Origin of the sequence: Sphingobium abikonense NBRC 16140, from assembly GCF_001598335.1 — a bacterium.
Taxonomy (GTDB): domain Bacteria; phylum Pseudomonadota; class Alphaproteobacteria; order Sphingomonadales; family Sphingomonadaceae; genus Sphingobium; species Sphingobium abikonense.
In genome coordinates this window covers 1-20679 of record NZ_BCYT01000008.1, presented here as the reverse complement: position 1 = coordinate 20679, position 20679 = coordinate 1, and the positions used below count along the sequence as shown (strand labels likewise).

Annotated in this window: 18 protein-coding genes; 9 read left to right on the top strand and 9 right to left on the bottom strand. The window is 65.8% G+C overall.

The features are described 5' to 3' along the window. Positions 1–41 precede the first annotated feature (41 nt). The 3 genes from SAB01S_RS10775 (at position 42) to SAB01S_RS10765 (ending at position 4073) form a co-directional block, all read left to right on the top strand. Positions 42–506 (top strand): Fur family transcriptional regulator, encoded by a 465-nt coding sequence (locus SAB01S_RS10775; RefSeq protein WP_062733028.1) that lies wholly within the window; start codon positions 42–44, stop codon positions 504–506. 60 nt (positions 507–566) lie between these two features. After that, a complete protein-coding gene (gene dxs, locus SAB01S_RS10770; RefSeq protein ID WP_062733027.1) occupies positions 567–2486 on the top strand; it encodes a 1-deoxy-D-xylulose-5-phosphate synthase in 1920 nt (639 codons plus the stop codon). A 96-nt stretch (positions 2487–2582) separates the two neighbouring features. Next, a complete protein-coding gene (locus SAB01S_RS10765) occupies positions 2583–4073 on the top strand; it encodes a DUF4403 family protein (RefSeq protein WP_062733026.1) in 1491 nt (496 codons plus the stop codon). 4 nt (positions 4074–4077) lie between these two features. Here the strand turns inward: SAB01S_RS10765 and SAB01S_RS10760 are convergent, their stop codons facing one another. The 8 genes from SAB01S_RS10760 to gpmA all read right to left on the bottom strand — a co-directional run bounded on the left by SAB01S_RS10760 (position 4078) and on the right by gpmA (position 11916). Next, positions 4078–4491: a DUF3035 domain-containing protein gene (locus SAB01S_RS10760; protein WP_021224566.1), complete on the bottom strand. Its 414-nt coding sequence runs from the start codon at positions 4489–4491 to the stop codon at positions 4078–4080. Further along, positions 4488–5000 (bottom strand): signal peptidase II, encoded by a 513-nt coding sequence (gene lspA, locus SAB01S_RS10755; protein WP_062733025.1) that lies wholly within the window; start codon positions 4998–5000, stop codon positions 4488–4490. Before lspA ends, SAB01S_RS10760 begins: the two co-directional genes overlap by 4 nt. Continuing rightward, positions 4997–7924 (bottom strand): isoleucine--tRNA ligase, encoded by a 2928-nt coding sequence (ileS, locus tag SAB01S_RS10750; RefSeq protein ID WP_062733024.1) that lies wholly within the window; start codon positions 7922–7924, stop codon positions 4997–4999. Before ileS ends, lspA begins: the two co-directional genes overlap by 4 nt. 163 nt (positions 7925–8087) lie before the next feature. Further along, positions 8088–9014 (bottom strand): riboflavin biosynthesis protein RibF, encoded by a 927-nt coding sequence (gene ribF / locus SAB01S_RS10745; RefSeq protein WP_062733023.1) that lies wholly within the window; start codon positions 9012–9014, stop codon positions 8088–8090. Between the two features lie 61 nt (positions 9015–9075). Continuing rightward, positions 9076–9564, bottom strand: coding sequence for a dihydrofolate reductase (locus tag SAB01S_RS10740; RefSeq protein ID WP_062733022.1), 489 nt, complete (start codon positions 9562–9564; stop codon positions 9076–9078). After that, a complete protein-coding gene (locus SAB01S_RS10735) occupies positions 9561–10631 on the bottom strand; it encodes a 5-(carboxyamino)imidazole ribonucleotide synthase (protein ID WP_062733021.1) in 1071 nt (356 codons plus the stop codon). The genes SAB01S_RS10740 and SAB01S_RS10735 overlap by 4 nt, the downstream gene beginning before the upstream one ends. A gap of 22 nt (positions 10632–10653) precedes the next feature. Beyond that, positions 10654–11139, bottom strand: a complete 486-nt coding sequence (gene purE / locus SAB01S_RS10730) for a 5-(carboxyamino)imidazole ribonucleotide mutase (RefSeq protein ID WP_021224560.1) — start codon at positions 11137–11139, stop codon at positions 10654–10656. Between the two features lie 90 nt (positions 11140–11229). Continuing rightward, entirely contained in the window at positions 11230–11916 is a 687-nt protein-coding gene (gpmA, locus tag SAB01S_RS10725) for a 2,3-diphosphoglycerate-dependent phosphoglycerate mutase (RefSeq protein WP_062733125.1), read from the bottom strand. A 169-nt stretch (positions 11917–12085) separates the two neighbouring features. On the opposite strand from gpmA, the gene sppA reads away from it, so the two are divergent. The 6 genes from sppA to purQ all read left to right on the top strand — a co-directional run bounded on the left by sppA (position 12086) and on the right by purQ (position 19360). Next, a complete protein-coding gene (sppA, locus tag SAB01S_RS10720) occupies positions 12086–13969 on the top strand; it encodes a signal peptide peptidase SppA (protein ID WP_062733020.1) in 1884 nt (627 codons plus the stop codon). A gap of 106 nt (positions 13970–14075) precedes the next feature. Further along, complete coding sequence (gene wecC, locus SAB01S_RS10715) at positions 14076–15371, top strand: UDP-N-acetyl-D-mannosamine dehydrogenase (RefSeq protein ID WP_031297373.1); 1296 nt, start codon at positions 14076–14078, stop codon at positions 15369–15371. Between the two features lie 123 nt (positions 15372–15494). Continuing rightward, positions 15495–16196: a polysaccharide biosynthesis/export family protein gene (locus SAB01S_RS10710; RefSeq protein WP_157078331.1), complete on the top strand. Its 702-nt coding sequence runs from the start codon at positions 15495–15497 to the stop codon at positions 16194–16196. Positions 16197–16270: 74 nt separating this feature from the next. Continuing rightward, entirely contained in the window at positions 16271–18322 is a 2052-nt protein-coding gene (locus SAB01S_RS10705) for a GumC family protein (RefSeq protein WP_245646463.1), read from the top strand. A gap of 126 nt (positions 18323–18448) precedes the next feature. After that, positions 18449–18682, top strand: coding sequence for a phosphoribosylformylglycinamidine synthase subunit PurS (gene purS, locus SAB01S_RS10700; RefSeq protein ID WP_021224554.1), 234 nt, complete (start codon positions 18449–18451; stop codon positions 18680–18682). Between the two features lie 3 nt (positions 18683–18685). Next, a complete protein-coding gene (gene purQ, locus SAB01S_RS10695; protein WP_062733019.1) occupies positions 18686–19360 on the top strand; it encodes a phosphoribosylformylglycinamidine synthase subunit PurQ in 675 nt (224 codons plus the stop codon). Between the two features lie 38 nt (positions 19361–19398). On the opposite strand, the gene wecB is transcribed toward purQ, so the two are convergent. After that, positions 19399–20511: a non-hydrolyzing UDP-N-acetylglucosamine 2-epimerase gene (wecB, locus tag SAB01S_RS10690; RefSeq protein WP_062733122.1), complete on the bottom strand. Its 1113-nt coding sequence runs from the start codon at positions 20509–20511 to the stop codon at positions 19399–19401. Positions 20512–20679: the final 168 nt, after the last annotated feature.

Here is a 20679-nt window from a genome sequence, read left to right as displayed (position 1 = left end):
GCCCTTGCCCGATCCGCCGCCTGCGCATAGATTGGACCCCTATGGCCGACCACCACCATCATCATGAACCGACCGGCGCGAAGCTGGCGGATGCCGCCCGCGCGACGCTGGAGGCGCAGAATGAACAATGGACGCCGATGCGCGCCGCCATCTTCGATGCGCTGGCGTCGGAGGAACGTCCTGCTTCGGCCTATGACATTGCTGACACCGTGTCGAAGGCGCGCGGAAAGCGCGTAGCGCCCAATAGCGTCTATCGCATCCTCGACCTCTTCGTGACCAACAATGTCGCGATGCGGGTGGAAAGCGCCAACGCCTATATCGCCAATGCCCATCCGGGCTGCCACCACGACTGCATCTTCATGGTCTGCCGCAATTGCAAGCAGGCGACCCATGTCGATGATGACAAGGTGACGGGCCAGGTGCGCGCCATCGCGCAGCAGGATGGATTTCACCCTGAACGCCCCGTCATCGAAATCCTCGGCCTGTGCGCCAAGTGCGCGGCCTGATGACGACAAGGACGCCCGGCCCGCGCAAGGCCGGGCGCGCAGCGGAGACTATGCCTTATCATGACTGATCGCCCCGAAACTCCACTGCTCGACCAGGTCGTCTGGCCGGCCGACCTGCGCAAGCTGAAACCCGAACAGCTGCGACAGCTGGCCGACGAACTGCGCGCCGAAACCATCGCTGCCGTCGGCGTCACCGGCGGCCACCTCGGATCGGGGCTGGGCGTTGTCGAACTGACCGCCGCGATCCATTATGTGTTCGATACGCCCGACGACAAGCTCATCTGGGACGTTGGCCATCAATGCTATCCGCACAAGATCCTGACCGGCCGGCGCGACCGCATCCGCACCCTGCGGCAAAGCGGCGGCCTCAGCGGCTTCACCAAGCGCGCGGAAAGCGATTATGATCCGTTCGGCGCGGCGCACAGCTCCACCTCCATCAGCGCGGCGCTTGGCTTTGCCATCGCCAACAAGATGCAGGACAAGCCGGGCAAGGCGATCGCGGTGATCGGCGACGGCGCCATGTCGGCGGGCATGGCCTATGAAGCGATGAACAATGCGCGCGATGCGGGCAACCGGCTGGTCGTCATCCTCAACGACAATGACATGTCGATCGCCCCGCCGGTCGGTGGCCTGTCCGCCTATCTCGCCCGCCTCGTCTCCAGTCGCGAATTTCTGGGCCTGCGCGACCTTGCCAAGAAACTGGCGCGCAAGCTGCCCCGTCCGCTCCACAACGCAGCGCGCAAGACCGACGAATTCGCGCGCGGCATGGCGATGGGCGGCACCTTGTTCGAGGAACTGGGCTTCTACTATGTTGGCCCCATCGACGGCCATAATCTCGACCAGTTGATTCCGGTGCTCGAAAATGTCCGTGACGCAGCCCAAGGGCCGTGCCTCGTCCATGTCGTCACGCAAAAGGGCAAGGGCTATGCCCCGGCAGAGGCGGCGGCGGACAAATATCATGGCGTCCAGAAATTCGACGTCATCACCGGCACGCAGGACAAGGCGCCGCCCGGCCCGCCCAGCTACACCAATGTCTTTGCCCAGGCGCTGATCGCCGAGGCGCAGCGCGATCCCGCCGTCTGCGCCATCACCGCCGCCATGCCGTCGGGCACGGGGCTGGACAAGTTCCAGGTCGCCTTCCCCGATCGCATCTTTGACGTCGGCATCGCCGAACAGCATGCCGTCACCTTTGCCGCCGGGCTGGCGGCGCAGGGGATGCGCCCCTTCTGCGCCATCTATTCCACCTTCCTGCAACGCGCCTATGACCAGGTCGTGCATGACGTGGCGATCCAGAACCTGCCCGTCCGCTTCGCCATCGACCGCGCGGGCCTGGTCGGCGCGGACGGATCGACCCATGCCGGCAGCTTTGACGTCACCTATCTCGCCACCTTGCCCAACATGGTGGTGATGGCCGCGGCGGATGAGGCGGAGCTGGTCCATATGGTCCACACCTGCGCCATCCATGACAGCGGCCCCATCGCCGTGCGCTATCCGCGTGGCAATGGCACCGGCATCGCGTTGCCGGAACAGCCGCAGGCGCTGGAAATTGGCAAGGGCCGCGTCGTGCGCGAAGGGCGGCAGGTCGCGATTCTCTCGCTTGGCACTCGCCTTGAGGAAGCGTTGAAGGCCGCCGACGCGCTGGAGGCAAAGGGCCTGTCCACCACCGTGGCCGACCTGCGCTTCGCCAAGCCGCTGGACGAAGCGCTGATCCGCAAGCTGCTGACCAGCCATGACGTCGCCGTCACGATCGAGGAAGGCGCGGTGGGCGGCCTTGGCGCGCATGTGCTGACGCTGGCGAGTGACCTTGGCCTGATCGACAATGGCCTGAAACTACGTACTTTGCGCCTGCCCGACCTGTTTCAGGATCAGGACAAGCCGGAAAAACAATATGCAATGGCCCGTCTGGACGCCGACGCCATCATCGACACGGTGCTGACCGCGCTGCGCCACAACAGCGTGGGTGCCGAAGCGCGGGCCTGACACCAGCAAGTCGGGAACCAAATCACCGCTCGATTGTCCTGATCTCACCGCGGCGGCCATGCGCCGTCGCGGACCAGAGGAGAGGAGAAGGGGCAATTGCACAGCGTTCTGCGGGCGGCTTGGCCGTCCTTTCGTCGCGGAACGCCGCTCGCCCTGCTTTTACTCGCCTCTGCCTGTCAGCAAAAACCCGTCGATCTCGCGCCGCAGCGCGCGACCGATCCCGTCCCCGCCCCGCGCGAAACATCCATCCTGTCTGTCCCCATAGATGCCGATGCCGACGCGCTGCGCCAGGCGATTGAAAGGGGCGTGCCGCGCACGCTCTGGACCATCAACCGCCGCGAGCCACGCTGCATCGCGCCCCAGAAAGTGCGCGTGTTCGGCGAGGAATTGAACGTCACGCCGCCCATCGGCTGCACCATCATCGGTGAAGTCACCCGCGGGCCAGTCACCTTGCGCGGTGACGGGCAAATTATCATCGCCGACCTGCCCGTCCACGCCCGGATCAGCGCGCGCGATGTCGCCGGCATATTGAAAGGGGAAACCGCAACCGGCACGGCACGGGTGCAGGCGCGCATCCGGCTCGACATCAGGCCCGACTGGACGCCCACCGGCAAGATCGACCTTCATTATGACTGGACGACGCCGCCGGGCATCGACTTTCTGGGCCAGCGCATTCGCTTCACCGATGAGGCGGATGAGAAGCTGCGCCCCATCGTCGCGCGCCTGGAACGGGATCTGCCGCGCGAACTGGCGCAACTCAACCTTCGCGCCAAGGCGGAAACGCTCTGGCAAGAGGCATTTGCAACCCTGGAACTCAACAGGCGCAACCCGCCGGTCTGGATGCGAGTCGCCCCCAAACGCATTTTCTACAACGGCTATCGCATGGACGGGCGCAGGCTGCGGCTGGACCTGGGGCTGGAGGCGGTAACGCAGACGCTGGTCGGCGTCCCCCGGCCAAAGCGGCCGTCACCGACGCCGCTTCCCTCGCTCGACCGGTCCGATATCAAGGACGGACTCCATCTCTATCTGCCGGTCACATCCGACTATCGCACATTGGAACCGGTGATTCAGCGGGCGCTCGACAAGCGATCCGCACGCCCCTTCACCCTGCCCGGCATCGGTTCCGTGCGCGCGCGTTTTTCCAACATAGACTGTTATGGCGCGACCGGTGGCCGCATCGCCGTTGGCGTCGATATCGCCGCCCGCGTGGATGGTGAAGACACCCATGGCCGCATCTGGCTCGCGGCCCGGCCGGTCAACGCGCCCAATTCACCCAGGATTGATTTCGTCGATCCAGTCATCACTGGCGACACCGATGGAGCAGGCGGCGACACGGCCCTAGCCATCGCCCAGGCGCCGGGCTTTTCCGACATGATCGCCGCCGCCCTGGGGCAGAATTTCGCCAAGGACATTGCGGAGTTGAATGGCAAGATCGGCCGCGCCATCGCCGATAAGCGGACAGGCGACTTCGTCATCCGTGCCAGGGCCGACCGCTATGATATCGGCCAGATTCACGCCTATGGCCGGGGATTGCACCTGCCGGTCCGGGCGACCGGCAAGGCGCAGATCCTCTATCAGCCGCGTTGAGCGATTATTGCGGAACGGCCGCGCGGGCGTCCTGCCCGTCGCCTTCGGGCGCGGCGATGATGTCGCGGGTGGTGTTACCCTTGTTCACGACCTGCGTGTCGGGGTCGCCCGCTTGCGATCGGATGCCGGCGGCGGCATCGGCGCGGCCGGCCTGGGTCAGCGTGCCGCTTTCGGCGGCGCTGCGCTGGGCCGGGCCGCCGAACATCGCCTGCATCGCTTCCTGGCTGGCGTCCACCGACGCGGCGGCCGGCGTGCCGGGGGCGGGCGGAACCAGCGCGAAATCAGGCGGCACGACAAGAGGCGCCTGACGCGACACGGCGAATTCGTCGGGACGGTCGCGCCCCATCAGGCCACGGCCGCCGCCACAGGCCGACAGGGTTGCGATCAGGCCGGCAGCGAGGATCAGTTTACGCTTCACTTCAAAGTCTCCGTCTTTGCGCCCTTGTCGCGCAGCAGCAACGCCCGTGCAAGCAGGATCAGCACGCCGATGGTGATGGCGGCGTCCGCCAGGTTGAAAATCAGGAAGGGCCGCCATTCGCCGAAATGCAAATCTGCATAATCAATGACATAGCCCAGCCGCACCCGATCGACGATATTGCCGATCGCGCCGCCCAGCACCAGGCCCAGCGCCGCGACGTCCTGCCGCGCCTTTTCCCGCCACATCCATATCGCGACGAAGGTTGCGATGAGGAAGGTCATGCCCACCAAAGCCCAGCGCATCGCGTCGGTATCGGCGTGGAAAAAGCCCATCGACACGCCCCTGTTTTCCAGCCAGCGCAGGCGGAAGAACGGCAGCAGGTCGATGCCCTCATCCGCCCGGCTTTGCAGCGCAAGCGGATAGGTCACGGTATATTTGATCAACTGGTCGAGCGCGAGCGTTACGATCGCGACCGTCAGGCCCAGCGGCCGGTGATTGACCGCGCTCATGCGCTCAGCACCGTGGCGCAACGGTCGCACAGCGTGCCGTCTTCGCTCACCTCTGGCAGCTTGCGCCAGCAGCGGCCGCATTTATGCCACTCGCTCGGCCGCACGACGATGCCGTCGCCCTCGCCCATGGTCACGCGCGCGACGATCGCCACCTCGGCGAAATCGACGTCGCCGACCGGCAGCAATTCGCCCATGGTCACGTCCGCGTCCAGGCTGGACCGGACGATCTTGTCGCGGCGCAGCGGCTCGATCGCCTCGTTCACCTGCTCGCGCTGGTCGCGCAGCTCGGTCCATTTGTCCGCCAGCCCCGTGTCGATCCAGCGCGCATCGACCTCCGGCCATTCGAGGAAATGCACGCTGTCCTCGTCACTTGGGAAACGGCTTTGCCATACTTCCTCGGCGGTAAAGGGGATGATCGGCGCGACATAGCGCACCAGCGCATGGAAGAGTGTGTCGAGCAAGGTGCGATAGGCGCGGCGCTTGGGGTCCGACTTCGCATCGCAATAGAGGCAATCCTTGCGGATATCGAAGAAGAAGGCGCTGAGGTCGCTATTGGCGAAATCGAAGATCGCCCGGCTGTAGCGGCTGAATTCCAGCCAGCTGTCACTCCCCTGGCTCTTGTCCACCACCGCACGCAATTCCGCGTCCAGCGTGGCCAGCCGGTGGAGCATATAGCGCTCCAGTTCCGGCATCTCCCCATAGCTGACCGCCTCCGTCTCTTCATCATAGTCGGAAAGAGCGCCGAGCATGTAGCGGAATGTATTGCGCAATTTGCGATAGGCGTCCGACGCCCCGGCCAGCACTTCCTTGCCGATGCGCACATCGTCGAAATAGTCAGTACTGGCGACCCAGACGCGCAAAATGTCCGCCCCGCTCTCGCTCATGATCTTGAGCGGATCGACCACATTGCCGAGCGACTTGGACATTTTCTTGCCCGTGCCGTCGAGCGCGAAGCCGTGAGTCAGCACCGCCTTGTAAGGCGCCTGCCCGCGCGTGCCGCAGCTTTCCAGCAGCGACGACTGGAACCAGCCGCGATGCTGGTCCGACCCCTCGATATAGAGGTCCGCGCGGGCTCCCTCGCCATAGCGGCCCTCGACCACGAAGCTGTGGGTCGAACCGCTGTCGAACCAGACGTCTAGAATGTCGTTGACGACTTCGTAGTCGGCGAGGTCATAGTCGGGTCCGAGCAGCGCCTGATGATCCGCGCCGAACCAGGCGTCTGCGCCGCCCTGCTTGAAGGCTTCGACGATCCGAGCGTTGACCGCCGGATCAACCAGATAGTGGCCGCTCTTGCGATGAACATAGAGCGCGATCGGCACGCCCCAGGCGCGCTGGCGGGAGATGACCCAGTCCGGGCGTCCCTCCACCATGGAGCGGATGCGGTTTGTCGACCGCTCGGGCACCCAGCGGGTGTGGGCGATCGCGTCGAGGGCGATTTCGCGGAGGGTTGCGCCGTTGCCACCCGTTGCCGTCACCCCAGCGGAGGCTGGGGTCTCAGGCGTTTGTGCGCCGCCGCTTGAGATGCCAGCCTTCGCTGGCATGACATTCTGGGGTGCATCCATCGGAATGAACCATTGCGGCGTCGCGCGGAAGATGATCTTCGCCTTCGACCGCCAGCTATGCGGATAGCTGTGCCGGAAATCGTCCGACGCGGCGAGCAGCGCGCCCGCGTCGCGCAGGTCGGTGCAGATCGGTCCGTCTTTGCTTACGAACTTGGGGTTGATGACACTCCCCTGCCCGCCGAGCCACAGCCAGTCGGCGCGATATTTCCCATCGCCCTCGACCGCGAAGACGGGGTTGATGCCATGCGCCTTGCACAGCGTAAAATCATCCTCACCATGGTCGGGGGCCATGTGGACCAGGCCGGTGCCCGCATCGGTCGTGACGAAATCACCGGGGAGGAAGGGGCGGGGCTTGGCGAAGAAGCCGCCGAGATGGTGCATCGGGTGACGCGCGACGGCACCGGCTAGGTCGGAGCCCTTAACAATATGGAGCTTTGCATCCCACATGTCCGCTTCCGGGAAGGGGGCAATCGGATCACCCTGCGGCGCGCTACCAATGCGGTTGATAAATTCTGCGGCCAACTCCCGCGCCACCAGAAATCGACAATTGGGATAGGTGACGACTGCGTATTCAATCTCCGGCCCATAAGCCAAAGCCTGGTTCACCGGGATCGTCCAGGGCGTCGTCGTCCAGATCACCGCATGCGCGCCGACCAGCTCCGGCGCATGGGGCGCTTCCACGATCTCGAACGCCACGTCGATCTGGGTCGAGGTGACATCCTCATATTCGACTTCCGCCTCGGCCAGCGCGGTCTTCTCGACCGGCGACCACATCACCGGCTTGGCCCCGCGATAGAGCTGGCCGCTCACCGCGAACTTGAGCAACTCGCCCACGATGGTCGCCTCGGCATCGAACTTCATGGTCAGATAGGGATCTTCCCAATCGCCCATGATGCCGAGCCGCTTGAACTGCTCGCGCTGCACGTCGACCCATTTGTCGGCATAGGCGCGGCACTGGGCGCGGAATTCCTGCGCGGGAACCTCGTCCTTGTTCAGCTTCTTCTTGCGATACTCTTCCTCGATCTTCCATTCGATCGGGAGGCCGTGGCAGTCCCAGCCGGGCACATAGGGCGCATCCTTGCCGAGCAGGGATTGCGAGCGAACGATGATGTCCTTCAGCACCTTGTTCATCGCATGGCCCATATGGATGTCGCCATTGGCGTAGGGCGGGCCGTCATGCAGAATGAAGCGTTCGCGCCCCGCGCGCTTCTCGCGCAGCTTGCCATAGAGATCCATCGCCTCCCACCGCGCGGCGATGGCCGGCTCCTTCGCCGCCAGCCCCGCCTTCATCGGAAAGTCGGTCTGGGGCAGGAATACGGTGGACTTATAGTCTTCGGTTTTCTGGGCAGGCTGGTCGGTCATGATGGGTCCGGCACTAAAACGCAAAACCGTTCGCGCTGAGTTGGGACTGAGCTTGTCGAAGGCCCGTATCGAAGCATTCGCGCCAAGGCCCAGTCCTTCGATACGCCATTTCGACTTCGCTCAATGGCCACTCAGGACGAACGGGGTGAATGGAAAGCGTGCCCTACGCGAGCATGGGCGTTCCCGCAAGGATTTGCCGCGCGTCGGCGCAGTCCTGCGCGATACCGGCGGTCAGCGCGTCCAGCCCGTCATATTTGCGCTCGCCATGCAAATAGCGGATCAATTGCACCTCCACCTCCTGGCCATAGAGGCTTTCGGCAAAGTCGAAGAAATGCGGCTCCAGCAATTCCTTGGGCGGATCGAAACTGGGGCGGATGCCCAGGTTCGCCGCCCCGTTCAGCACTCGCCCGTCGGGCAGGATGCCGCGCACCGCGTAAATGCCATAGGCCGGTCGCAGATATGGCCCCATGTCGATATTGGCGGTGGGAAAGCCAATGGTGCGGCCCAGCTTGTCGCCATGCTGCACCACGCCGCGAATGGCGAAGGGGCGCGTCAGCAGCCGGCACGCAATCTCGCAGTCGCCCGCGCGCAGCGCCTCGCGCACGCGGGTCGAGGAAATGACGCCCTGCGCGTCGCTGACCGGCCCCACCGCTTGCGCTGGCAGGCCCAGCGCCGCGAAACTGTCGATCGTGCCGCTGCGCGCGCGGCCAAAGGTGAAATCCTCGCCCGTCACGACGGCCGCGACGCCCATATCCTCGATCAGCAGCCGGACATAGTCGGCCGGCTCCAGCGCCGCCAATGCAGGCGTGAAGTCGAATATCATCATCGAATCCGCGCCGGCGCGGGCGAACAAGCCCTCCCGCTGGTCCAGCGTCGTCAGCCGGAAATTGGGCGCATCGGGCCGGAACAGCCGCATGGGATGCGGATCGAATGTCGCGACGATCGCCGGCCGCCCCTCTGCTCGCGCGCACGCGATCGCGCGGCCCACCACCGCCTGATGCCCGGCATGAAAGCCATCGAAATTGCCGAGCGCCATGACGCTCCCGCGCAGATGCGGCGGGACCGGGGCGCTGCTGGAAAGCCGCTCCATGCGCCGCGCTATAGGGACAGGACTAAAAACTGGCAATGGAGCCGCTTGGGCCGTCCCATCATCACAGCGTTCGCCGATGAAAGGTCACAAAACTGTAGGCCGGACGCCCGCCTGTCGCCGGATGATCCGCGCGCGCGACTTCGCGCCAGTCCGCACCATCGGGATAGGCGATGCTGGTGTCACCCTCCGCATTCAGATGCACTTCGGTCAGTTCGATGCGATCGGCGATCGGCAGAAACAGCCGATATATCTCCGCGCCCCCGATCACCATGACGGTGGCTGCGTCGGCCAGCGCCAGCGCGCTTTCGACATCATGCGCGACCTCCGCCCCCTCGGCCCGCCACGCCCGGTCGCGCGTCAGCACGATATGGCGGCGGCCCGGCAGCAATCCGGGCAGGCTGTCGAACGTCCTGCGTCCCATCAGCATCGGATGCCCGGCCGTGACCGCCTTGAAATGCTTGAGGTCCGCCGGCAACCGCCAGGGCAAGTCGCCGTCCCTGCCAATCACGCCATTGTCGGCGCGGGCGAGGACCAGGGTGATTTCGCTCACAGCATCAGCCGCGTCACATGCCCCATCTTGCGGCCGGGTCGCGCCTCATGCTTGCCATATAGGTGCAAATGGTTGGCCGGGTCGGACAATATCGCCCCCCACGCCGCCACATCGTCGCCGATCAGGTTGCGCATCTCGACCCGTGGGGCAACCAGCCCCGTGTCGCCCAGCGGCAGGCCGCAAATGGCGCGCACATGATTTTCGAACTGGCTCGTCACCGCGCCCTCGATGGTCCAGTGCCCGCTATTATGAACGCGCGGCGCCATTTCGTTGAAGACCGGGCCGTCCGCGCTCGCGAAAAATTCCAGCGTCAGCACGCCGACATAGTCCAGCGCGTCGGCCACCTGCTTGGCCAGCGCGCGCGCCTGTTCGACCTGCCCCTCGATCAGTGGCCCGGCCGGCGCGGTCGATGTCGACAATATGCCGTCCACATGGACATTGGCGGGCGAATCCCAGAAGCGCACCGCGCCGTCCGCGCCGCGCACCATTATGACGGAAAATTCCTCGGCAAAGGTCACGAACCCTTCCAGGATCGCGCTCTGCCGGCCGATCGCATTCCACGCGCCCACCGCATCGCCCGGCTCGGAGAGGCGCGCCTGCCCCTTGCCATCATAGCCCATGCGATTGGTCTTCAGGATCGCGCGGCTGCCGATCGTCTCGATCGCTGCCTCCAGATCATCCAGGCTTTCGACCGGCGCGAAGGGCGCGGTCAGTCCGCCCAGGTCGCAGACGAACCTTTTTTCCGCCAGCCGGTCCTGCGCCACGCGCAGCGCCTGCGCGCCCGGCCGCACCAGCCCGTGCCGCGCCAGCGTATCGACGGCGGACGGGTCGATATTTTCAAACTCGTAGGTGACGACATCGACGCTGTCGGCAAAGGCGGACAGGGCTGCGGCATCCTCATAAGCGCCGCGCGTCCAGTTGGGCGATACGTCCGCCGCCGGCCCGCTGTCTTCGGGCGCGAAAATATGGGTGCGATAGCCCAGCTGCGCGGCGGCAACGGCGATCATCCGGCCCAGCTGGCCGCCGCCAAGGATGCCGATGGTGGAACCGGGCGGGATGGTCGTCATGGCGGTCCTGTTCTGGTTTGGGTCAGTCTTCGACGGTATCGGCGACGGATTGCGTCTGCCGCGCGCGCCAATCGTCCAGCCGCTGCGCCAGCGCGTCGTCCCCGGTCGCCAGGATCGCCGCCGCCAGCAGGCCCGCATTGATCGCGCCGGGCTTGCCGATCGCCAGCGTGCCGACCGGAATGCCGCCGGGCATCTGGACGATGGACAGCAGCGAATCCATGCCCTTGAGCGCCTTGGATTCGACCGGCACGCCCAGCACCGGCAGGCGCGTCATCGCCGCCGCCATGCCGGGCAGATGCGCTGCCCCGCCCGCGCCTGCGATGATGACCTTCAGCCCCCGCGCCGCTGCGCCACTGGCATAGTCATACAGCCGCTGGGGCGTGCGATGCGCCGACACCACCTTGCATTCATGCGCGACGCCCAATGCCTCCAGCGTCTCGGCCGCATGGCGCATCGTCTCCCAATCGGAACGGGAGCCCATGATGATGCCGACGTCGATAGCGCTCATGACCGTGCTGATGTCCCCTGATGGCGCGGAAAGCAAAGCCCCTTAGCGGCCGTACCGTCAGGGGGCAATGTGCTTTGCGGACGCCGCGACTTAACGCTCCGACAGATAATAGCGGTCGGTGGCGGTCAGGTCGTCGGCAAGCTCATAGACGATCGGCTGGCCGGTCGGGATTTCCAGACCGGTGATTTCGTCGTCGGAAATGCCCGACAAATGCTTGACCAGCGCGCGCAGCGAATTGCCATGGGCGGAAATCAGCACGCGCTTGCCGGCCTTGAGGTCCGGCGCGATCACCGAGTTCCAATAGGGCAGAACGCGCGCGATCGTGTCCTTGAGGCTCTCGGTCATCGGCACGTCGATGCCGGCGTAGCGGCGGTCGGCCGACAGGTCGAATGCACTGCCCGCCTCCATTGCAGGCGGCGGAGTGTCGAAGCTGCGGCGCCAGATCTTCACCTGCTCCTCGCCATGTTTTTCCGCCGTCTCCGCCTTGTTAAGGCCAGTGAGGCCACCATAATGGCGTTCATTAAGCCGCCAGTCCTTCTCGACCGGCAGCCAGAGCCGCCCCATTTCCTCCAGCGCAAGATTCAGAGTCTTGATCGCGCGGGTCTGGAGCGACGTGTAGCACTGGTCGAAATCCAGCCCCTTTTCCGCCATCAGGCGACCCGCCGCGCGGGCTTCTTCCACGCCCTTTTCGGTCACGTCCACATCCCACCATCCAGTGAAGCGGTTTTCCAGGTTCCAGGCGGACTGGCCATGGCGGATAAGGACTAGGGTGGGCATGGGCGCGTCTCCTGCACGATAGCGGCGAATGATGCGCTTTCCCATAACGGGCAAAATCGCGCGTGCAAGCTTGTCGCGAGCGACGCATGCCCCACATTGCAGCGCGAGCGTTGATGCGATAGCGCCACAGGCACGGATCGCGGGTCCAGACATTCAAGGAGCAGCCGACTTGGCATTTGTGAAGGGCGCATGGCGCATATTGGTCGCGATCAAGGACGGGCTCGTCCTTCTGTTCCTGCTGCTCTTCTTCGGCGCGCTCTATACCGCCCTCTCCTATTCGCCCAAGCCGGCAAAGGCGGTCAGCACCGGCGCATTGCTGCTGGAACTCAATGGCACGGTGGTTGAACAGCCCGCCGAAATCAGCCCGACCGCGCTGCTGAGCGGCGGCGCGCCGGAGTCGAAGGAATATCGACTGTCCGACATCGTCACCGCGCTGGAAGCGGCGAAGGGCGATGCGAAGGTCAAGGCGGTGGTGCTCAACCTCGACGGGTTTATGGGCGGCGGACAGGTCGCGCTCGGCCGCATCGGCGCCGCGCTCGATGCCGTGCGGGCGGCGAAAAAGCCCGTGCTGGCCTATGCCACGCTCTACAGCGACGACAGCTATCAACTCGCCGCCCATGCCAGCGAAATCTGGACCGATCCGCTCGGCGGCGTGGCGCTGCTGGGCCGGGGCGGCTCCAACCTTTATTACAAGGGGCTGATCGACAAGCTGGGCGTCAACACCCATGTCTATCGCGTCGGGACCTATAAGAGCTTCGTCGAACCCTTCATCCGCACCGAACAATCGCCCGAAGCGCGCCAGGCCAATCAGGCGCTGGCCGACGCCTTGTGGCAGCAATGGCAGGATGATGTGTCCAAGGCCCGTCCCCGCGCCAAAGTCGCGGCTTATGCCGGCGATCCCGCCGCCGCCGCCCGCGCCACCAATGGTGATATTGCCAAGGCTTCGCTCGCCGCCGGGCTGGTCGACAAGCTGGGCGACGCGACCGCCTTTGCCGATCATGTCGCCGATATCGCCGGGGATTCGGCCGCCGGCGATGCGACCGGCTTTGCCGCCATCGACCTGCGATCCTATGTGAAGGCCCGCGCGCCGGCCAATGACGGGCAGATCGGCGTACTGACGGTCGCGGGCGATATCGTCGATGGTGAAGCTGGCCCCGGCACCGCTGCGGGTGATACGATTTCGGACCTGCTGCTGAGCGCGCTCGACAAGGGCAATCTGAAGGCGCTGGTGGTGCGCGTCGATTCGCCGGGCGGTTCGGTCATGGCGTCGGAAAAGATCCGCAGCGCCATCATGCAGGCGAAGGAGGATGGCCTGCCCGTCGTCGTGTCGATGGCCAATGTCGCGGCGAGCGGCGGCTATTGGGTATCGACGCCAGGCGACGTCATCTTTGCCGAGCCGGACACTATCACCGGCTCAATCGGGGTATTCGGCATATTGCCCAGTTTTGAAGGGGCGCTGGCGAAGATCGGCGTCACGACCGACGGCGTGCGCACCACGCCCCTGTCGGGCCAGCCCGATCTGGCGGGCGGCACCACGCCCGAATTCGACCAGATCATGCAATTGGGGGTCGAGGATATCTATCGCCGCTTCGTCGGCCTGGTCGCCAAATCCCGCAAGAAGACGCCCGAGCAGATTGACCAGATTGCGCAGGGCCGCGTCTGGGATGGCGGCACCGCACGGCAGTTGGGCCTGGTCGACCGCTTTGGCGGGCTGGAGGACGCGATTGCCGAAGCGGCCCGCCGCGCGAAGATCGACCCGGCAAAGGCCCGCGCCTTCCGCATCGAAAAACAGCCCGACAAATGGGCCGAATGGTTGCAGGACCTCGCTGAGCGGGAAAGCGACGACGCCACGGCCCCGCGCGACATGCTGGCGCGTCAGGCCTGGCTCCAGCGCGGCTGGGCGTTGCAGGCGGTCAGCGACGTGCGCGGGCTGGTTTCGGGCGCGGGCGTGCGGGCGGACTGCCTGGAATGTCGCGGCTATGGCGCGCCGCACCCGCGCCAGGCCGCAGATGAGCATGGCTTGATGGCGGTGCTTGCGACGCTCTGGCGCTGACCGATGGGGCGGCGCGCGGCCGCCCCATCCCGCCATTACCGAATTCTTCAGCAATTTCGGCCAAAAGCCGCTAATCATTGCCGCTGAACAAGGGACTTGTCGCTCCATGCCCGTCGACACCAAGCAGAAGGTTTCCGTCATCGGCCTGGGCTATATCGGCCTGCCGACCGCGGCGCTCATCGCGCGCGGCGGGTGCCAGGTGGTGGGCATCGACGTGTCGCCCCATGTCGTGGAAACCGTCAATTCCGGCCGCGTCCATATCGAGGAGGTCGATCTCGACGGCCTGGTGCAGGGCGTTGTTGCACGCGGCAATCTGCGCGCCAGCCTGACGGTGGAGGAAAGCGATGTCTTCATCATAGCCGTCCCGACGCCCGTGGCGGAGGACCGCGCGCCCGACATTTCCTACGTGCTCAAGGCCGCCCGCACGGTCGCCCCGGTGCTCAAGGCCGGCGATACCGTCATCCTTGAATCCACCTCGCCCGTCGGCACGACCGAAGCGATGCGCGACATTTTCGCGCAGTTGCGCCCCGACCTCAAGATGCCGGGCATGGGCGCGCAGGGCGACGTCGCCATCGCCTATTGCCCCGAACGCGTGTTGCCCGGCCGCATCCTGGTGGAGCTGATCGACAATGATCGCTGCATCGGCGGCATCACGCCCCGCTGCGCGCGCAAGGCGCTGGGCTTCTACCGCCAGTTCGTGCGCGGCGCCTGCATCACGACGACGGCGCGCGCGGCCGAAATGGTCAAGCTGGTCGAAAACAGCTTCCGGGACGTCAACATCGCCTTCGCCAATGAATTGTCCGTGATCGCCGAGAATATGGACATTGACGTGTGGGAAGTGATCCGCCTCGCCAACCGCCATCCGCGCGTCAACATCCTCAATCCCGGCCCGGGCGTGGGCGGTCATTGCATCGCGGTCGATCCCTGGTTCATCGTCCATGGCGATCCCGAAAATGCCCGCATCATCCGCACCGCGCGCGAAGTGAATGACGGCAAGACCGATTATGTCGTGGCCAAGGCGTCGGACCTGATCGACGATCATGCCGGTCAGGACATTGCCTGCCTCGGCCTTGCCTTCAAGGCGAATATCGACGATTTCCGCGAAAGCCCGGCGGTAAAGATCGCCGCCCGCCTCGCCCGCCGCTATGGCCGCCGCATCAAGCTGGTCGAACCCTATGCGCAGGAACTGCCGATGGAATTTGCCGGCACGGGCGCAGACCTCATCGATCTCGATACGGCTCTGGAACAATGTGGCGTGTTCGTCATTCTGGTCGATCATGACATGTTCAAATCCGTCCCCGTCGACGAACGCGCCGACAAGGCTGTCTATGACACGCGGGGAATCTGGCCCGATCAGCCCCGCCGGCAGGCAGCGTCGAACAGCGGGCGCATCGCGGTATGACCAGGGCCGCGACGGCGCACCCCGTCGCGCGCGCGGTTGCCATCGCCCTGCCCCGCCGCTAACCCCCGCCAGGCACGGCCTTTTTGCACGTGCGAAAGCAACGGCCGACGGGGGACATAAGGCATGATGCGACAGCCAGCGCCACGCGCGATCATCGCCGTCTTGTTGCTGGGCAGCGTCACCGCCTGCGCCACGGTCGAGGACGCCCCGCGCGGGGAGCAGGCCTATGCCATCATGCCTCCACCGCCCGCTATCGGCATGGACTATCGCCTTTCCCCCAACGACGTGCTGCGCATTCAGGTTTATCACGAGCCCGACCTGTCGCTGGAGGATGCGCGCGTCGATGCGCAGGGCATGGTGCGCATGCCGCTGATCGGCGCGGTGCCGGTCGCGGGCCTGTCCGCCAGCGAAGCCGCCGACGTCATCGCCGGGCGTCTGGGCGAACGCTATCTCGTCTCGCCGCAGGTCAGCCTGTTCGTCAAGAAAGCGGTCGGCCGCCGCATCACGCTGGACGGTGAAATCCGCGAACCGGGCCTCTATCCGGTCGAAGGGCGGCTCACCCTGTCGCAGGCGATTGCGCTGGGCAAGGGGCCGACCCGCCTTGCCGACATGCGCCAGATCGTCGTGATCCGCCGGCTCGACGGCCAGCGGCAGGCGGCGATGTTCGACCTTGCCGCCATTCGCAAGGGCGAGGCGGCCGATCCTGAAATTCTGCCGGGCGATCAGCTGATCGTCGGCCTGTCGCGCGCCAAGGCGATCCTGGGCGGCGCGCTCATCGCCGCGCCCGCGCTTGCCGCCGGCTTCATCGCGTTGGACGGAGATTGACCATGGCCGCCACGACGCCCCCTCTGCACGACCGCCCGGAACGCCTGGGCCTTGGCGCGCGGTTGACGCGTGGCATGCGGGACTATGGGCTGCTGCTGCGCCGGCATCGGGTCATCCTGTTCGTCACCATGGCGCTGTGTCTGCTTGCGGCGCTGCTCTACATCCTGCTTTCCACGCCCGACTATCGCGCCACCGCCTCGGTCGAGGTGCAGGATGTGCCCGCCGGCGCGGCTGGCTCCGGCGCGCCCACGCCGTCCCGCACCGACGACATAGAAACGCTCATGCAGACGCAACTCGAAGTGCTGCGCAGCCGCGCGCTGGCGCAGGAGGTCGCGCGCAGCCTTTCGCTGGTCGGCACGCCCGCTTTCTTCCATGGCATGGGCGTCAGCCGCCCGAAACTTGCCGCCGGCGGCCAGAGCCAGCGCCAGGCCGATGAGGAGCGGACCATCACCCTGCTGCGCGACCATCTGGAAGTCGACCTGCCGGGCAAGTCGCGCGTCATCCGCATTCATTTCGTCAGCGCCGATCCCGCGCTCTCGGCCCGCATCGCCAATGGCTATGCCGACAGCCTGATCCGATCGGACCTCAAGCGCGGCTTCCAGTCCGGCGTTCAGGCGCGGCGCTTCCTGCTGGGCGAACTGGACGGCGCGCGGCGCGATCTGGAACGGGCCGAGCGCGAACTGGCGGTCTATGCCGCGCGCAACGGTGCCCCGATTCCACTCGGCGCGGACATGGAAGGGGCGTCCTCGACAAACAGCCCGGCGGCCCCTTCAGGGTCCGAAGTAGACAGCAGGCTGGCCCAGCTCAACAGCCTGCGCGCCCAGGCGCTCGCCGAACGCATCGCCGCGCAGAAGCGGTGGGAAAGCGCGCGCGCCGCTTCGGTCGAAACCCTGCCCGAAGTGCTCGGCAATGGCGCAATGCAGGAATTGATGGCGCAGCGGGCGCAGGCGCGGGCCGAGCTGGTCGAAGAACGGCAATTCCGCAAGGATGCGCACCCGGAAATGCGCGAAGCACGGGCCCGGCTCGCCGCGCTCGACGATCAGGCGCAACAGATGGCCAATCGCATCCGCGCCTCGCTGCGGCAGGATTATGACGTGGCCCGGCGTGGCGAAAAGCAGATCGCCGACGAGATCGCCGATGTGGAGCAGGATGCGCAGGCCGCGCGCGGCCGCAGCGTGCAGATGGGCATGTATGAACGCTCGGTCGAAACCTATCGCATGCTGCACGACAGCCTGCTCCAACGCTATCGCGACATGGCCTCGCAAGCCGGCTTTCAGGCAGGGCGCATCCAGCCGCTCGACCGCGCGGTCCCGCCCGACAGCCCCTTCTCGCCCAAGGTCGGGGAAACGATGCTGTTCGCCGCGCTCGGCGGGCTGGTGCTCGGCCTGCTGCTGGTGGGCGCGCGGCACGCCTTCGACGATGCGGTGACATCGGCCGAAACGCTGGCGGAACGGGTCGACCTCCCGCTGCTCGGCGCGGTGCCGGTGACGGGCGACAATCCACAACCGTCCGAAGTCTTCGCCCCCATCGCCCGCTCGCTGCTGCTTGCATCGACCGGCGGGCTGCCGCGCTCCATCCTCGTCACCAGCGCGCAGGAAGGGGAAGGCAAGTCGCTGACCCTCAACGCCCTCGCCCGCGCGCTGGCCGCGCTCGACAAGACGGTTCTGGTGGTCGACGGCGACATGCGCCGCCCAGTCCAGCACGCCTTGTTCCGCGTCGCGCCCGGCAAGGGGATCAGCGAAGTGCTGACGGGTCAGGCGAACGCTGCCGACGCGGTCATCGCGACCAGCGTGCCCGGCGTTTCGCTGCTGCCGTGCGGCGCGGTGCCGCCAAACCCCACCGAATTGCTGGCCACCCCCGCGCTCGACGATCTGCTGGCGTCGGTGCGCGATCGCTATGACACGATCCTGATCGACGCGCCGCCGATTCTGGGCCTTGGTGACACGCCTTTGCTCGCCACCCGCGCGCAGACGACGCTAATGGTGGTCGAATGGGGCCGCAACCATCATGGCGGGCTGCGCACGGCGGTCGACCGGCTGCGCCGAACCGGCGGCGTCATCATCGGCGCCATCCTGACCAAGCAGCAGGGGCGCGCCTTCGACTATGATTATCATCGCGGCGACTAGGCCCGCGCCTCGCTCGGCACCCGTCTCATAATGGCTTGCCTCGCGCGCGCGCCGGGCCTAGGGGGTGCCGCATTATCGGCCGCCGCCCGCCGCGCGGCCCAGCTTGATCCCAAGGAGCAGCACGCCATGAAAGCCCGCATCTTCGTCACCCTCAAGGGCGGTGTCCTCGATCCCCAGGGCAAGGCGATCCATCATGCGCTCGAAGGGCTGGGCTTTGGCGGCGTCAATGACGTGCGCGCCGGCAAGCTCATCGAGCTCGACCTGGCCGACGGGACGAGCGACGAGGATATCGACGCCATGTGCCGCAAGCTGCTCGCCAACACGGTAATCGAAAATTATCGCATCGAAAAGGTCGCCTGAGCCATGAAAAGCGCCGTCATCGTCTTTCCCGGCAGCAATTGCGACCGCGACCTGGCGGTGGCGTTCGAAGCGGCCACCGGCGTCAAGCCTGCCATGATCTGGCATCGGGACACGTATCTGCCCGCCGACATCGACCTCATCGGCGTACCCGGCGGCTTTTCCTATGGCGATTATCTGCGGTCAGGCGCCATGGCCGCGCGTTCGCCGGTCATGCAGGCGGTGGCGCAGGCGGCGTCGCGCGGCGCATTTGTCCTGGGCGTCTGCAACGGCTTTCAGGTGCTGACCGAAAGCGGCCTGCTGCCCGGCGCGCTGCTGCGCAATGCCGGCGGGCATTTCGTCTGCCGCGACGTCCCGCTGAAAGTCGAAAATGCGCAAAGCGCCTTTACCAGCCGCTATGCCGCCGGCGAGACGATCCACTATCCGGTCGCCCATCATGACGGCAATTATTTCGCCGACGACGCCACGCTCGACCGGCTGGAGGGCGAAGGCCGCGTCGCGCTGCGCTATGCGGAAAATATCAACGGATCGGCCCGCAACATCGCCGGCATCCTGAATGAAACGGGCAATGTGCTTGGCATGATGCCGCACCCCGAACGCGTCATCGAACCCGCCCATGGCTCTACCGATGGGAAACGCCTGTTCGATGGCCTGGTCGAAGGACTGATGGCCCGCGCCTGAGGTGTATTTCGCGACCGGGCATCGGCCCGGCCGCCCCATCACGCCCCGCTGATCACCGCCGCGATCCGTTCGGCTGCTTTCCCGTCGCCGAACGGATTATGCGCCCGCGCCATCGCCTGATAGGCGGCGTCATCGTCCAGCAGCGCCAGCACTTCGCGCACGATCCGCTCGCGATCCGCGCCGACCAGCCGCGCCGTGCCGGCGTCTACGCCCTCGGGCCGCTCGGTCGTCTCGCGCATGACCAGCACCGGCTTGCCGAGTGAGGGCGCTTCCTCCTGCACCCCACCACTATCGGTCAGCACCAGATGGCTCATGTCCATCAGCCGTACGAAATGCGGATAATCCAGCGGCTCGATCATCGCCACATTGGGCAGGTCGCCCAGCACGGCATCCATGACCGGCCGGACATTGGGATTGGGATGAACCGGAAAGATCACCGCCACATCCGGCCGCGCGGCGATGTCGGCGATCGCGCCGGCGATCGATTCCATGCCGCCGCCGAAATTCTCGCGCCGGTGCGTCGTCACTGCAACGATCCGCTTGCCTGCAAAGCGCGCCGCCAGTTCGTCCAGCCCCCGCGCCATGGCGGGCATGTCGCGCACCCGGTCGCGCGTCGCCAGCAACGCGTCGATCACCGTATTGCCGGTCACATGGATGGAGGCGGGATCGCGACTTTCCTTCCGCAACGCATCCGCCGCGGCCTGCGTCGGCGCGAAATTCATGTCGGCGATGCAGGCGACGACCCGCCGGTTCACCTCTTCGGGCCAAGGATGATGAATGTCGCCGCTGCGCAGCCCCGCTTCGACATGCGCGACCGGAATCTTGCGATAATAGGCCGCCAGGCTCGCCACCATCGTCGTCAGCGTGTCGCCATGCACCACCACCCGGTCGGGTTTTTCCGCGTCGAACGCCTTGCCAAGTTCGACGATCAGCTTCGCTGTCAGCCCGTCAAGCGTCTGGTTGGGCACCATCACGTCCAGGTCGATATCCGGCACGATTCCCGCAATCTCCAGCACCTGGTCCAGCAAGCCGCGATGCTGCGCCGTCACGATCACGCGCGTATCGATGCCCTTGCGTCTTTGCAGTGCATGGACGACGGGGAACATCTTGATCGCTTCGGGCCGCGTCCCGAACACAATGGCCACCTTCACATCACGCTCCCTCATCATGTCCTGCACCGCCTGTCGCAGAAATTGGTATACAGCCGCTGAACATCTTGTGTATTTCCGCGCTGCAATGCAGCAAGCGGCACGGGCGACACGCTATGGGACTGTCGCGCCGCACGGGCTTATTCTCAAGGGTGGAGCGGGGAAGATCGC